The organism is Phytobacter sp. MRY16-398, assembly GCF_003925915.1.
GTDB lineage: Bacteria > Pseudomonadota > Gammaproteobacteria > Enterobacterales > Enterobacteriaceae > Phytobacter > Phytobacter diazotrophicus.
The window spans coordinates 4358050-4371639 of sequence record NZ_AP018756.1 but is presented as its reverse complement, the minus strand read 5'-3'; the positions used below and the strand labels follow the sequence as shown (position 1 = coordinate 4371639).

Genomic DNA, 13590 nt, shown 5'->3' with positions numbered 1-13590 from the left:
ACTTTTACTGCTGTTTTTTGGTGCATTTCGCACCTTATTTGACGCTGTTTGCTGCATTTTGCTGCAAGATTCATTCAAGGCCGCAGATCCGCCAGACGCAACGCAAAACATGTTCTGTCGCCCGTTGCTGTGCCGTCTTGCTGTGTGAGTCCTCTCCCAGCACGGCGGCAATCTGAATATCAAAATCCGCATAGGTTTGGGTCATCGACCAGACGGTAAAAAAGAAGTGGGTGGTGTCCATCGCAGAGAGCTTGCCGAGCGCAATCCAGCCATCCAGGATGCGGGCCTTTTCCGCTACCAGTTGTCGAAGTTGGGTCTTTAGCAGCGGGTGAACCACCTGCGCGCCTTGCAGGATCTCATTGGCGAACAGGCGGGAGGCTTCCGGGCGGGCGAAACTAAAGCCGATCTTTTTACGGACATACTCTTCCAGCGCGGTTTTGGGATCGGCGCTGGCAGAGATCCCCTCCAGCGGTGCCAGCCAGTCGTGCAGAATGCACTCCAGCACGCGCAAATAAAGGGTTTGTTTATTGCCAAAATAGTAGTGCAGATTGGCTTTGGGCAGGTCGGCGGCATCGGCAATCTGTTGCATGGTGGTGCCGCGAAATCCATAACGGGCGAAAACCCGTTCGGCTGCGGGCATAATGATCGCCTCGTTATCCTGGCGAATACGCCCTTTCTCCAGCGAGACCGCAATGCCGCTCAGCAGGCTTTCGTTCATGACAGGCTCCAGTGAAATCCGCCCTCCCTGGCGGGGGAGGGGTTATTTCAGCTTCGCCGCGGCATCCCAGACGGTATGGGTCATCGCGCTGTCACCCGGATCTTTTTTGATTACCGGAGTATCGCCACCGCTGTGCAGTAAAACATCAATGGTGCGACGGTAGGCCGCCGGGTCGAGATAGCCGATTTTCGGTGTGTTGGCGTTAGTGATGAGCTTCGCCACGTTCTCCATCTGGCGAGTTTGTACCTCTTCGGTGGCGGCGCCGGACGCATCTTCAGCAACCACGATTTTCGCCGCCTCTTGCGGGTGTTTCACCGCGTAATCCCAGCCTTTGAACGAGGCTTTGAGGAACTTCGCCATTTTGGCGACGAACGCCGGGTCTTTCAGGCTGGAATCCAGCACATACAGGCCATCTTCGAGAGTGGAAACGCCCTGATCCTCATACGGGAAGGTGATCAGATCCGCTTCTTTTAAGCCTGCGTCGATCAACTGCCAGTATTCGTTGTAGTTCATGGTGGAGATACAAGCTGCCTGATCCTGCAACAGTGGATCAACGTTAAAGCCCTGTTTAAGGATGGTAATGTCTTTGCCCGGTTTCAGGTTCAGTTTGCTCATCCAGTTGAAGAAGGGGTACTCATTGCCGCCGTACCAGACGCCCAGCGTTTTACCTTTGAAGTCGGCAGGCGTTTTAATGCCGCTCGATTTTTTACAGGTCAGCATCATCCCGGAACGATCATAAACCTGGGCAATGTTCACCAGCGGCACGCCCGCCTCGCGTGAGGCCAGCGCATCCGGCAGCCAGTTGACGATGACATCCGCGGATTTGCCAGCAATCACCTGAACCGGGGAGATATCCGTACCGCCGGGTTTGATCGTGACATCCAGTCCTTCCTCTTTATAAAACCCTTTTTCCTGCGCCACGTAGTAGCCAGCGAATTGTGCCTGCGGCACCCATTTCAACTGCAGCGTGACTTTCTCTGCTGCGTGTGCTGAAAAGGTAAAAGCCACAGACATTGCCGCCAGCAACAACCCCCGGCGAAAAGCGGAACGTTTCATCATGGGATAACTCCTCGGGTTAGTGTGCATCATCATGTTTTTATGTTGTTTTACTTTTCCGTTGCCATCCCGCGAATCGAGGGATGCCAGAAATTTACGCGGCGATCGAGCCGGACCAGCAAGGTGTAAATCAGCGAACCGGCCAGCGACGACACCACAATCGCTGACCACACGATGGGCATATGCATGCGCGCCGATTCTGTGGAGATACGAAAGCCAAGCCCGGCGGTCGGTGAGCCAAAATATTCGGCGACGATGGCGGTAATCAGCGCCAGGGTGGCGTTCACTTTCAGGGCGCTAAAAATAAAAGGCAGTGCGGCGGGCAGGCGCAGCATGCGCAACTGCTGGTGGGGCGTTGCGGCGTAGCAATACATCAGCTCTTGCTCAAGCTTGCCGCTCGCTTTCAGCCCGGCAAGCGTGCTGACCAGCGCCGGGAAAAAGGTCACCAGAATGACCACGGCAGCTTTTGACGGCCAGTCGAAACCAAACCACATCACCGCGATAGGCGCGACGCCAACCAGCGGTACGGTGCTGGTCAGGCTGGCGACCGGCAGCAGCCCGCGTTGCAGGAAGGGTAATCGGTCAATAAGCAGCGCCACGCCAATGCCTAAACCACAACCCAGCAGATATCCCACCAGCACCGATTTGAGAACCGTTTGTACCAGGTCACCCGCCAGTAGCGAGACGCCGTCGACTAACGCCGTGAGAATATCCAGTGGCGCAGGCAGGATGACCTGCGGAACGGCAAAGCCGGTGACCAGAATCTGCCAGAACCACAGCAGCCAGATGCCGAGCAGCGCGGCGACGGCGGCAGGCGGGACCGGGGCGCTCGCCAGTCGCTGTACGCTGACGGCGGCAAGCAGCGCCAGGGCGAGGGTGCTCAGGCCATTAAACGGCAACAGCGCAAGCCAAAGTGCGCTGCCTGCGAGCGCAGCGGCGAACAGCACGCTACGTAAAGCCGTCTGTGAACAGGCCAGCAGCGAACAGACAACAAGCAGCAGCGCATGGAAACGAAGCCCATAAGCGGCATCGCTGTCTCCGCTTAACTGAATCAGCGACAGAACGGCAACAATGAAGGCGCTGACTAACAGCAGGGTGCCTGGCGTTGTATTTTTTTTCATCATGCCCCCTTACGCTGGCGCATCACCAGCCGTTCGGTCAGGGTTACCAGCCCGGTTAATGCCAGGCCCAGCAGGGAGGCCATCACCAGCGCAGACCAGATCTGAATGGTGTTGCCGTAATAGGAGCCGGTGAGCAGCCTTGCCCCCAGCCCGGCCTGTGCGCCGGTGGGCAGCTCTGCCACCATCGTGCCGACCAGACCACTGGCAATGGCGACGCGAAAAGCCGGAAAGAGATAGGGCAACGAGGAGGGCAGACGCACCACCCAGAAGATATCGACACGTCTGGCGGCATAGGTATGCACCAGTTCCATCTCCATTTTTTGCGGCGAACGCAGCCCCTGCACGGTGGCGATGGTGACCGGGAAAAAGCACAGGTACATGGCGATGGTGGCTTTGGGGAGCATACCCGTAACCCCCAGACTGCCGAGAATAATCAGCACGATGGGGGCAATCGCCAGTACCGGAATGGTTTGCGAGGCGACAATCCACGGCATCAGCGCTTTATCGAGCGTCCGTGAATGGACAATGCACACCGCCAGCAGTACGCCTAACACCACGCCCATGGCGAAACCGGTCAGCGCGGCGCTGGCGGTCACCCAGGTATGCAGTAATAGGTTGCGCGGCGAAGTGAGCGGCCACTGGGTGATGCTGTTCCAGATATCAATAACCAACTGATGCGGCGCAGGCAGCAGCGGGCGGGTGGCATTGAGGGAGGCTGCAATCAGGTCTGTGCTTGTCCAGGGGCCGCGCGGGGTCAGTACACGGTCGATCACCCCGGAAGCATTCAGGGCGAAAGCCAGCACGTACCAGAGGATCAACGCCACCAGCAATACGCTGCCGACGGGCAGAACGTGCAGATGCAGACGCTGACTAATGGTCATGATGTCCCTCCACCAGTGCTTCGCGCACATCGGCGGCGAGCTGTAAAAACGCGGAGGTATCGCGAATGGCAAGGGAGCGCCCGGCGGGAAGCGGGGAGTCAATTACCTTCACAATTCTGCCCGGACGCGGCGACATCACCACAATTTTGGTCGACAGGTAGACGGCCTCGGAAATGGAGTGGGTCACAAAGACCATCGTGCGCTGTTCGTTAAACCACAGTTGTTGTAACTGCTGGTTGAGGTTGTCGCGCGTCAGTTCATCCAGCGCGCCAAAGGGTTCGTCCATCATCAGAATTTTGGGTTCAAAACCCAGCGCACGGGCAATGGAGACGCGCTGTTGCATGCCGCCGGAAAGCTGCCACGGATATTTTTTCTCAAAGCCTTTTAGCCCGACGCGTGCCAACTGCTCGCGGGCGATTTCGTCGCAGCGCTCCGGCGGCACGCCCTGGATTTGCAGCGGCAGTTTGACGTTGGCCAGCACGGTGCGCCATGGCAAGAGGACCGGGGCCTGGAAGACATAGCCGTAGGCCCCCGCCTGGCGTGCCTCCGAAGGCGACATATCGTTAACCAGCACTTCGCCGGAGGTGATGGGTTCGAGGTCTGCAATGGCACGCAATAACGTGGTTTTGCCACAGCCGGAAGGGCCGATAAACGAGACAAACTCCCCCTGGCGAATGGTCAGGTTAATGTCTTTGAGCGCATGTACCGGCTGGTCGGCTGCCGGATAAATCACGTTGGCCTGGTTTACCCTGATGGCAGGCCGTGCGGTGGCGGTTGCCGGTTTTAACGGTACGACCGCAGATTCCTCTGCATAGATCAACTGGCTCATTCCAGGCCTCCCCTGTTTTTTGACTAACTGGTTAAGTTTGTTTCTCTATGCCATTTTTGTGCCAGGCGTTAAAAGGCGGTTTTTCGCGCTTTTTGGCGGCAAGATAAGGTTTTTTGATGGCTAAATTGGTGCAAATGTCGACAATGGTGCGTGGTCGTGGGGCAAGGCGGTGTGGGGAAGTCAGGGCGAATTCGGTGAAAAAAGAAGCGGTAGTGTGCAGGTTACACGCCCCCTTCGCAAAGGGGGAGTGACAGTCTGGATGTGGCGGTGTGGCAGATGAGGTTATAGCCCGTATAAGGCGGCTATCAGTCCGACCATTCCGCCTGCGGCCAGTAAAATCAGCGGCGAAAGGCGGGTTTTCAAAAACAGAACAATACAGACCGCGATCGTGGCGAGTTGCAGATAATCATGGACCACCGCCCCGGCGACCAGCGCCCCGCCGGAGATAACCAGCCCGACCGTCAGCGGGATTAACGCATGGTTTAATACGCGTTTCATTTTCTCGTCGGTGTTCTTATTCCATAAGGTTACGCACGCCACCACGATCAGTGACGAGGGGACGAACTGGCAAACGGTCGACACCATCAGTCCGGCGATGCCCGCAACACGCCAGCCGACCAGTGAGGTAATCATCATATTGGGGCCAGGCGCGGCCTGGGCGAGAGCGAACAGTTCGCTGAACTCCCGTGAGGTCATCCAGTGGTGCACATCGACCACCTGGCGTTGCAACTCAGGGATAATGGCATTACCGCCGCCCAGGGCTAAAAACGAGAGCTGTAAAAAAATGAAGGCGAGGGAAAACAGCGTTGTCATGATGTGTGTTTCCGGTAGCTCAGCATAATACTCAGCGGCACGGCGACCAGTAAGACCGGCAGCAGCGGCAGGCGGAAAAGGGCAATCGCAACAATGATCCCGCCAAGAATAAGCCACGATGTCAGCGCACGCGGCATTGAGCGCAAGATTTTCAGGCCAGTAGCAATGATAAGCCCCGCGGCAGCGGCGGATATACCGGCGAAGACCGAGGCGACCAGCGGGTTGTCATGCCAGAGCAGCCAGATATTGCCAAGACAGACGATAACCAGCAGCGGTGCGGTCAGTAACCCCACCAGCGCGATAAATCCCCCTTTTATGCCATGAAATTCCACCCCGGTGGCGACGCACAAATTCACGGCATTTCCACCAGGCAGAAACTGACACAGCCCCAGCAGTTCGGCAAAGCGTTGTTCTGATAACCAGCGCTTTTTTTCCACCAGCGCCCGGTGCATAAGCGGCAACACCCCGCCAAACCCGGTCACTCCTAACATAAAACAGGCCAGCCAGAGCTGACCCAATGTGGGTTTCGCGTCAGGCGACGCGGACATCTTCTTATTTTCTTGCACAACGACCTACCTTTAATGGCCGGATCCCTGGCGATCGATAACCCATTTGTAATCTTGATGAAATTACAGGAATTTCATTGGCAGAAAAATGATCGCCGCCGGGATCCGCAGCGACAGATATCGCAAGAGGGCGAAGGAATGGTGGGATTTCATCTACGCTAAGGAGATGGATCAACATGCAGGAGGTGCTATGGCTGATATGAATCGTCGCTGTTTTATGAAGATGCTCTCTGGCGCTGCGCTGACGACCCCCTGGTTGCTTGAGGCGGCTGAAAAGGGGCAGTCCGCAGCAGCTTCGGCTCCCGTGACCGGGGCTTTCTTGCTTTCGCCAAAAGAGTGGGTACCCAATAATCCTGTGTTGCCCGTGTTGCTTTATCGTCAGGTGATTCCGGGGCGGGCAACAGCCCAGGACGCGCAGCAGTTGTTTGCGAAAAATGGCTGGCCGCCGCAATGGGTGGACGGGGTGTTTGATTACCACCACTACCACAGCACGGCGCATGAGGTGCTGGGTTTTGTCGGCGGTGAAGCCAGGTTGATGTTGGGCGGTCCGGGCGGTAAAGAATTGACCGTGCGGGCGGGCGATGTGGTGGTATTACCTGCCGGGACGGGGCACTGTAATCTCGGCAGTAGCGCGGATTTTTCCGTCGTCGGCGCGTATCCACCAGGGCAGGATTTCGATCTCTGCCGTGATGCAGCCGATGCGCAAAGGTTAGCCGCGATTGCCAGTGCGACATTTCCTCATAGCGACCCGGTTTTTGGCGCGCAGGGATTGCTTTTAGAGCAATGGCTTTAATCGTGTTGCCAGGAATTTTCTTGTTTTATGGCAGGGCTAACTTTGCGGTCTACGCTTAAAGCGCATTAGGAATGCAAAGCTCTCTGTGTATGTAATGATGGTCTTCTCTATTGAAAGACATTGTTGGATAAAAGGTTTTGGACATGTTGCGGCCAGCTCGTGAGAGCTGGCTTTTTTTTGGCCATTTAGTGGGTTTTTTTGGAACCTTTAGGAAATTATGATCGCCGTCATAATTCTGAAAAGCTGGTATGATCTGCTTATTGCCAGGAATTTTCCGATAGACTACTATGGCTTCACCCCCAGACAGAGCTAACGCCACAATAGATAGTGAGTGCCGGAGATAAGCGCCGGGAGGGTAAATAAACTTGAAGTATTTGCTCGACTTAAAACACCAGGCCCTGGCATCTGCCAGGGCTTAATCGTTTTTAGCGCCGCTGTTTTTCTTCATCCTGCGCATTCCGTTATTCCCCTTCGATCGCCGGAGATCCTGTTTATCGTTGCGCTTTGCAATAACCTCTTCTATACACTGCATATTCACGTCGTTACACTTGCGCGACATCCGGCACTGAACCACTGAGAACCCCTATGGATATTGAGAAAATCAAGCAACTGATCAAACTGGTCGAAGCGTCAGGCATCTCCGAACTGGAAATTTCCGAAGGCGAAGGGTCGGTGCGTATCAGTCGCGCGGTCGCTACCCCTGCGACACAGCATACGTATACCCTCCCCGTCATGCCGCAACCAGCACAGTCAAACGCGGTTGCGCCAGTCGTAACCACAGTGGCGGCAGAGTCTGCTGGCGCACAAATCAGTGGTCACATCGTGCGTTCCCCAATGGTCGGGACCTTTTATCGCACGCCGAGCCCGGATGCCAAAGCGTTCTGTGAAGTCGGCCAGAAAGTGAAGGTGGGCGATACCCTGTGCATTGTTGAAGCGATGAAAATGATGAACCAGATCGAAGCGGACAAAGCTGGGGTAGTGAAGGCGATTCTGGCGGAAAGTGGTCAGCCGGTTGAGTTTGACGAGCCGCTGGTCGTCATCGAATAACGCGACTGACGACCGGCATATCAGAATGCCCTGCTACCCTAACGGACGAGTGCGATGTTCGCCTGGACCGGGGGGGCCTGGCGAAAAAAGTCCTCATGCAGCGCAACCTGGTTACGCCCGCGCTTTTTCGCTGTATAAAGCGCGGCGTCGGCGGCGCTGTACAGGTTTTCAAAATCACTGTTTTTCATGCCAAGACTGACACCGAAACTGGCGGTCACCAGTTGTTGCGGTAAGACATCCAGCGGCGATGCATTCAGGGAAGAGTGAATGTAACTGGCAATGATCATCGCATCTTCAATGCGGGCTTCCGGCAGTAAAATCGTAAACTCTTCACCGCCGACGCGACCAATGGACGCACTTTCCGGCAGCGCGCGGCGAATGCGCGATACCAGCGCGCAAATCACCCTGTCACCCGTGGGGTGACCATATTCATCATTGATGCGTTTGAAGTGATCAATATCCAGCAGGATCAGAGCGACGTTTGCCTGCGTCAGGGATTTATTGATGTGGTTGATGATGGCGCTGCGGTTAAAGACGGCGGTGAGCGGGTCGTGCGTGGCCTCATACTCAAGCTGCGCCGCCAGTTTTTGCAGTTGCTCATTCATACGGTTCAGTTCACGTTCCGCACGGTCGCTGCGGCTGATCACGCGGTAGGATTCGCGGATCAGGCGTTGATAATGCTTCGCCACGCTCCACAGTTTTTCACGACAGGCGTCTGCGGGCAGCGTGGCGTCTGCCGCTGCCAGGCGAGCCTCTTCGAGTACGGAATATTCCTCCTTGAAAAGCTCATTAATATCTAGCATGCGTCAAGATCCGGGATAAGAAAGACCGCCAGGGAAGGGAAGTCGATACGTAACTCCTGACCGAACTCTTCGGAAATATCGTCTTCCTCGTCATAGTACCAGTGCAGCTCGCAGGCGATACCGCCTTTCGCAAAGCCGTTCAGACACTCGAACAGTTCAAATAACAGCTTGGTGCTGGAGCTATTGAAATAGCTCAGCGCGACATGCAGACGAACCGGTTCATCGGTGGCCGGTTTGTCTTGCAGCCAGTTCTCAATGGCCTGCAACAGCGGACGAAAGAACGCCGCGGCATTTTCAGGATAGGCTTCACCTTTAAGCACCAGACGATGTGCTGAAAAATCAAAATTCACTTCCGGTGTGGCCTGGGTTGCGGGCTGCTCAATGGAAGAGGTTAATGTCATATCAGTCATGGCAAAACGTTGCCTTTAGGTGAAAGGCGGACAACGGACTGGCCGCCAGTGGATGAATGCGATACTCCAGTGGCTCACTGGTATCCCGCGCCATGGTCAACAAACCAATGTTCGCGCCCTTGCTTGTGGCAGGCGCTTCACTGCGTAATCCCTGTTTCCAGGCATTGCGGATTTCCGCCTGGGTCATTGTGCGCAGGACTTCGAGGTTTGTTTTTAGCAAAGAGGATTCTTCCGGGCCAACCAGATTTGCGGTTTCGAGGTAATAATTTGCCTGGTCGGTGTGAAAACACAGTGAACCATAGCGCAATTCATCCTGGCCCGTGCACAGAAAGCGTTCATCCGATGAATAGCGAACGATGTTTTGCCCCATCTCGATAAAGACGGAGAATAATTTGCGACGCGTCGCTGAGGAGGCTTCATGTTTATCCAGCCACGTGCGCATCACGTCACCCATCGACACAATGTGCTGTTGGGAAAAATAGCCCGTGTAAAAAAGCTCGACAGCGCTTTGCCGCTGAAGAGTGAAAAGGGGGAGCAAAACCGCTTCTTTGACCTGCAGGTCGCTTATTTTCATTTAATTTATCACCAACGGAAACCAAACCAGGTCATGTCATCACGCGCGGATTGCTTGCCCTGCCAGCTCGTCAGCGCCAGGAGTAGCGCCTCGGAAATGGATGACATCGGCAACGCACGTTGCTGCAATAACAATGACTGAATACGCTTCTTACCAAACATTATTTCCCGCGGACCGCCAATCTGATCGGTTACGCCATCGGTTACGATCAACAACTGATCGCCGCGACGTAACGGACGCTGATGACGACGCCACTGATAATCTGTGGCCGTATCTGAATAGCCGATACCTTTGCGATCGCCGTCAAGATTAACGACCTCTTCGTCGTCCGCGCCGAGCATAAAGGCATGCATACGCGCGTTAGACCAAATGAGCTGCTCATTTTGCGTATCGACAAACACGGCGATGGCGTCACAACCGTCGTTGGACTGGCCCATATCTGCGGTGGGATGACTCTGGCTCAACGTCTGTTTTATATAATGGTTGATTGACGCGAGCAGGCGATCTGGCTCGTGGGCCTGCGCCTGAGTCAGCGCTTTTTCGAGCGCAGACGAAAAAATAAAGGTCATAAACGCACCGGGAACGCCGTGCCCGGTACAGTCGGCCAGCACCAGAAGCCAGCCGTTTTCGCAGCGCTGAAAGGCGTAGATATCGCCGCCGACACAATCACGTGGGTGCCAGTACAGACACCAGTCATTCAGCGTTTGCTCAATGTTTTGCCGTGATCGGCTGAGCATGGACTCCTGAATGATGCGCGCATATTCAATGCTTTGCATGATTTGCCTATGCTGTTTCGCCTGCAAATCCGATACCGTGCGAATCAGATCAAGACCGAGGCCAATACCGATGTATTGGTTATCTTCGGTCAGGATAAACCCCTCGGTAATCGCTTTATCGCCCGTTTCGATGACGCGCTCGGCCAGGTAATCCAGGCCTGCGTCAGCCTCGACAATAAGCGGCGTTTTATCCATAAACGCGATGCAGCTTTTCTGGTCATACAGTTCATGGAAAAACGGACGGCTCATCTGCGAAAGAAAAATGTGGCGGTTAATCATGCCAATAGGGCGATTCTGTTCAAGAACGGGTAAGCCAATCAGTGACTTATGTTCGGAGAACATCGACATGACCTGCACATTATTTGCTTCGGGGGTTACGTGCGGAACGGCAATACGTAACACGCCCGCAGTAAGCTGCCGCGATGAAAGAGGTATATCCATGATCCTGCTGTTTTCCTTGATAAGAATAATCTGAGGATAAAGCCTGATTGTGACGGTTTCATTGCAGCGGATTACAGATGATTATTACGGTAGATTATTGTTCCTAAAGGCAAATCACAGCCACTTTGCCAGAGGCAAAAAAAAGCCCGCACGTGACGTGCGGGCAAATAATACTGGAAGCAATGTGAGCAATGTCGTACCGAATACCTGAGCGATTTACTCAACTACTCGGTGATGAGAAAGATAATCTTTATCATCTTGGTTATCAACCCCAAATTTTGTGCAACTTTCAAAAAAAAGTGGCGGGGAGGGGTCTGCGGCTGTTCCCTCTCCCTCAAGGGGTGAGGAATCCCCACAAAAATGCGAGCACGATCGGTCCCCTCTCCTCTTTGGGGAGAGGGTTAGGGAGAGGGGGAAAAGCGGCTTCCTAGCACCTGGGGAGAGGGTTAGGGTGAGGGGAAAAGGTCCCTTTGCGGGAAAACCTACAGCCCCAGCGCCTCAAACTGTTTCCAGCTCACCTCGTCAACGTAGATTCCGTTCTCCAGCCGCTGTTGCCTGGCGCGGGCTTCCGATTCGCCGGGAAGCAGAACATCGTGCCCCTGCTGGTCGTGCTTCATCCAGTCCAGTTGAGCCATCACCTCCTTAACATAATTCTCGCCCGCGCCCAGCCGGGCAGGATCGAAAATAATAGAAAGCATATTATTGATGATGCCCTTGCGCGGCGGGATCTGATGGCTCTCGGTCTCGCCGCCGGTTAGCGCGGCCCCCAACAGGCTGCAAATCAGCGACAGCCCTGCGCCCTTATGCCCGCCGAAGGCCAGCAGCGCGCCATATGGCTCCTCCATTAGCCAGCGCGGATCGGTGGTGGGATTACCGTCTGCATCCACCGCACAGCCTGGCGGAATGGCGCGCCCCTCATTCCAGGCAATGCGCGCTTTATTCCCGGCGATGGCGCTGGTGGCGAAGTCCAGAATCACCGGCGCTCGCCCGCTGACCGGCACGCCCACGCAGAAGGGATTGGTGCCAAGGCGCGGGTTGCGTCCCTCAAACGGTAATACCGCAGACGGCGCGGCGACATTAGCAAAATGGATCGACACCAGCCCCTCCGCGGCGACCTGCTCGGCCCATGCGCCGATACGCCCCAGATGGTGTGAATCCGCAAGGCTTACCAGCGCGACGCCATATTGCTGCGCGCGTTCAATACCCGCCGCCATCGCCTGCCTGCCGAGAACCTGGCCAAAACCATATCCGCCATGAAAAGAGAGCAGGGGGCCAGCATCGCGAATCAGCCGCAACTGCGCCGACGGTTGTAAATCGCCCGCCAGAATGGCGCTGATATAGCGTGGAAGCAGGGTAACGCCGTGTGAATCGTGACCTTTTAGCGAGGCGTCGACGAGGTTGTCAGCGACCTGGCGGGCAATGTCTGGTGGGGTATTTACACGCACGAGATGCTGTTCCAGCAGTGTGCGCAATTGCTGGTGGGTTAATACGGGCATAATTAATCTTACCGCAAGCAGGGTTATTGAGTGTATTTTGACTATAGCGAGGATGCTTTTTTTACATAACCATCAAAAATAACTTAGCTTTGCCACTTTTTAACTATTCATCTCCATAAAACACCGCAAATCTCTATTGTGAATTTTTAGCTAAGCATTGCGAATAAAATCATTTCCTTTTTAATGCCCCGCCAGCCAATCATTTTCCGGATATGACTTATGAAACCTCCGGGGAAAGGACATGAATAAAATGAAAATGATCGCCAGCGCAATGTTGACCGTCGCGCTGAGCGGTATTAGCGCATCGGCGCTGGCAGAAGGAAAAATCAGCATTGCACAGCAGTTTGGTATTGGTTATTTGATTCTTGATGTGGTGCGTGACCAACAGCTTATCGAAAAAGAGGGGAAAAAAGAGGGGCTCGATATTGAGGTTGACTGGCGCACCATTTCCGGGGCGACAGGCATGAATGAAGCGCTACTTTCCGGCGCGCTGGATGTGGCATCTGCCGGGGTTCCACCGCTTCTGACCCTGTGGGATCGCACCAAAGACAAACAAAATGTGAAGGCGATTGCCTCATTAGGATCGATGCCTAACTACTTGCTCAGCAATAATCCGGCGGTGAAAACCATAAAAGATCTTAGCGATAAAGACCGTATCGCAGTACCCGCAGCAGGGGTGGGATTCCAGTCGCGAACCTTGCAAATTGAAACCGCCAAATTATATGGCAACGCCGATTTCAAACGTTTCGATAATATAAGCGTCAGCTTGCCACACCCGGATGCCAGTGCCGCATTAATTGCCGGTGGCTCGGAAATTACAACTCATTTCTCCAGCCCGCCATTCCAGTATCAGGCGCTGGAACACAGCAACGTACATAAAATTCTCAGCTCTTATGATGTGCTTGGCGGACAGGCGACATTTAACGTGTTGTACACCACGCAAAAATTTCACGATGAGAATCCAAAAACCTATAAAGCGTTTTATCGTGCGCTGGTCGAAGCGGCAAAAATTATTAATGCCGATAAAAATGCAGCCGCAGAAACCTATATTCGGGTAGAGAAATCTCGCCTGCCGCTGGCGCTGGTACAAAAAATTGTTAATGACCCGGAAATCAGCTTTACCGTCTCGCCTGAACGTACGGGTGTATACGCCGAAAAACTTCATGAGTTGGGCGTGTTGAAAAACAAAGCCGACTCCTGGAAAGACTATTTCTTCAACGAAGCGTGGGAAAACCCAGGCAGTTAAGCCGCATGGCGGAGGCAACG

General features: G+C 54.6%; 15 protein-coding genes. 3 read left to right on the top strand and 12 right to left on the bottom strand.

The genetic code is table 11. The annotated features are described in order from the left end of the window. Positions 1-70: 70 nt before the first annotated feature. The 7 genes from MRY16398_RS21525 to MRY16398_RS21495 all read right to left on the bottom strand — a co-directional run bounded on the left by MRY16398_RS21525 (position 71) and on the right by MRY16398_RS21495 (position 5966). A complete protein-coding gene (locus MRY16398_RS21525) occupies positions 71-718 on the bottom strand; it encodes a TetR family transcriptional regulator C-terminal domain-containing protein (RefSeq protein WP_125125149.1) in 648 nt (215 codons plus the stop codon). A gap of 42 nt (positions 719-760) precedes the next feature. Continuing rightward, entirely contained in the window at positions 761-1777 is a 1017-nt protein-coding gene (locus MRY16398_RS21520) for an ABC transporter substrate-binding protein (protein WP_041852249.1), read from the bottom strand. 47 nt (positions 1778-1824) lie between these two features. After that, complete coding sequence (locus MRY16398_RS21515) at positions 1825-2898, bottom strand: ABC transporter permease (protein WP_223878727.1); 1074 nt, start codon at positions 2896-2898, stop codon at positions 1825-1827. Continuing rightward, positions 2895-3776, bottom strand: a complete 882-nt coding sequence (locus tag MRY16398_RS21510; RefSeq protein ID WP_125125148.1) for an ABC transporter permease — start codon at positions 3774-3776, stop codon at positions 2895-2897. Before MRY16398_RS21510 ends, MRY16398_RS21515 begins: the two co-directional genes overlap by 4 nt. Next, entirely contained in the window at positions 3766-4605 is an 840-nt protein-coding gene (locus MRY16398_RS21505) for an ABC transporter ATP-binding protein (protein ID WP_125125147.1), read from the bottom strand. The genes MRY16398_RS21510 and MRY16398_RS21505 overlap by 11 nt, the downstream gene beginning before the upstream one ends. A 282-nt stretch (positions 4606-4887) precedes the next feature. Next, the gene (locus MRY16398_RS21500; RefSeq protein WP_197718597.1) at positions 4888-5418 is read right to left on the bottom strand and encodes a chromate transporter; all 531 of its coding nucleotides are present in this window, start codon (positions 5416-5418) and stop codon (positions 4888-4890) included. Beyond that, positions 5415-5966: a chromate transporter gene (locus MRY16398_RS21495; RefSeq protein WP_041852245.1), complete on the bottom strand. Its 552-nt coding sequence runs from the start codon at positions 5964-5966 to the stop codon at positions 5415-5417. The genes MRY16398_RS21500 and MRY16398_RS21495 overlap by 4 nt, the downstream gene beginning before the upstream one ends. Positions 5967-6174: 208 nt before the next feature. Between MRY16398_RS21495 and MRY16398_RS21490 the strand changes: the two genes are divergently transcribed. Together MRY16398_RS21490 and accB are read left to right on the top strand one after the other, a co-directional pair. Then, on the top strand, positions 6175-6777 hold the full coding sequence (locus MRY16398_RS21490; RefSeq protein WP_041852244.1) for a cupin domain-containing protein: 603 nt from the start codon (positions 6175-6177) through the stop codon (positions 6775-6777). Between the two features lie 585 nt (positions 6778-7362). Beyond that, entirely contained in the window at positions 7363-7824 is a 462-nt protein-coding gene (gene accB / locus MRY16398_RS21485; protein ID WP_125125146.1) for an acetyl-CoA carboxylase biotin carboxyl carrier protein, read from the top strand. Between the two features lie 38 nt (positions 7825-7862). On the opposite strand, the gene MRY16398_RS21480 is transcribed toward accB, so the two are convergent. The 5 genes from MRY16398_RS21480 to MRY16398_RS21460 all read right to left on the bottom strand — a co-directional run bounded on the left by MRY16398_RS21480 (position 7863) and on the right by MRY16398_RS21460 (position 12324). Further along, a complete protein-coding gene (locus tag MRY16398_RS21480) occupies positions 7863-8627 on the bottom strand; it encodes a GGDEF domain-containing protein (RefSeq protein WP_041852242.1) in 765 nt (254 codons plus the stop codon). Next, positions 8621-9037 carry a DUF1987 domain-containing protein gene (locus MRY16398_RS21475; protein WP_071193932.1) on the bottom strand — a complete coding sequence of 139 codons (417 nt, stop codon included), beginning with the start codon at positions 9035-9037 and terminating at the stop codon, positions 8621-8623. Before MRY16398_RS21475 ends, MRY16398_RS21480 begins: the two co-directional genes overlap by 7 nt. Next, entirely contained in the window at positions 9030-9611 is a 582-nt protein-coding gene (locus tag MRY16398_RS21470) for a SiaB family protein kinase (protein ID WP_041852240.1), read from the bottom strand. Before MRY16398_RS21470 ends, MRY16398_RS21475 begins: the two co-directional genes overlap by 8 nt. An 8-nt stretch (positions 9612-9619) precedes the next feature. Then, entirely contained in the window at positions 9620-10828 is a 1209-nt protein-coding gene (locus MRY16398_RS21465; RefSeq protein WP_041852239.1) for a SpoIIE family protein phosphatase, read from the bottom strand. A 482-nt stretch (positions 10829-11310) separates the two neighbouring features. After that, complete coding sequence (locus MRY16398_RS21460) at positions 11311-12324, bottom strand: malate/lactate/ureidoglycolate dehydrogenase (protein ID WP_110295909.1); 1014 nt, start codon at positions 12322-12324, stop codon at positions 11311-11313. Between the two features lie 256 nt (positions 12325-12580). On the opposite strand from MRY16398_RS21460, the gene MRY16398_RS21455 reads away from it, so the two are divergent. Then, a complete protein-coding gene (locus tag MRY16398_RS21455; RefSeq protein ID WP_172600714.1) occupies positions 12581-13570 on the top strand; it encodes an ABC transporter substrate-binding protein in 990 nt (329 codons plus the stop codon). Positions 13571-13590 lie beyond the last annotated feature (20 nt).

Bases quoted from the DNA above. Each gene is read 5' to 3' on its own strand.
- MRY16398_RS21460 (WP_110295909.1), bottom strand. From the start codon at position 12,324: ATGCCCGTATTAACCCACCAGCAATTGCGCACACTGCTGGAACAGCAT.
- MRY16398_RS21525 (WP_125125149.1), bottom strand. From the start codon at position 718: ATGAACGAAAGCCTGCTGAGCGGCATTGCGGTCTCGCTGGAGAAAGGG.
- MRY16398_RS21500 (WP_197718597.1), bottom strand. From the start codon at position 5,418: ATGACAACGCTGTTTTCCCTCGCCTTCATTTTTTTACAGCTCTCGTTT.
- MRY16398_RS21470 (WP_041852240.1), bottom strand. From the start codon at position 9,611: ATGAAAATAAGCGACCTGCAGGTCAAAGAAGCGGTTTTGCTCCCCCTT.
- MRY16398_RS21510 (WP_125125148.1), bottom strand. From the start codon at position 3,776: ATGACCATTAGTCAGCGTCTGCATCTGCACGTTCTGCCCGTCGGCAGC.
- MRY16398_RS21455 (WP_172600714.1), top strand. From the start codon at position 12,581: ATGATCGCCAGCGCAATGTTGACCGTCGCGCTGAGCGGTATTAGCGCA.
- MRY16398_RS21520 (WP_041852249.1), bottom strand. From the start codon at position 1,777: ATGATGAAACGTTCCGCTTTTCGCCGGGGGTTGTTGCTGGCGGCAATG.
- MRY16398_RS21505 (WP_125125147.1), bottom strand. From the start codon at position 4,605: ATGAGCCAGTTGATCTATGCAGAGGAATCTGCGGTCGTACCGTTAAAA.
- MRY16398_RS21465 (WP_041852239.1), bottom strand. From the start codon at position 10,828: ATGGATATACCTCTTTCATCGCGGCAGCTTACTGCGGGCGTGTTACGT.
- MRY16398_RS21475 (WP_071193932.1), bottom strand. From the start codon at position 9,037: ATGACTGATATGACATTAACCTCTTCCATTGAGCAGCCCGCAACCCAG.
- MRY16398_RS21495 (WP_041852245.1), bottom strand. From the start codon at position 5,966: ATGTCCGCGTCGCCTGACGCGAAACCCACATTGGGTCAGCTCTGGCTG.
- accB (WP_125125146.1), top strand. From the start codon at position 7,363: ATGGATATTGAGAAAATCAAGCAACTGATCAAACTGGTCGAAGCGTCA.
- MRY16398_RS21480 (WP_041852242.1), bottom strand. From the start codon at position 8,627: ATGCTAGATATTAATGAGCTTTTCAAGGAGGAATATTCCGTACTCGAA.
- MRY16398_RS21515 (WP_223878727.1), bottom strand. From the start codon at position 2,898: ATGATGAAAAAAAATACAACGCCAGGCACCCTGCTGTTAGTCAGCGCC.
- MRY16398_RS21490 (WP_041852244.1), top strand. From the start codon at position 6,175: ATGGCTGATATGAATCGTCGCTGTTTTATGAAGATGCTCTCTGGCGCT.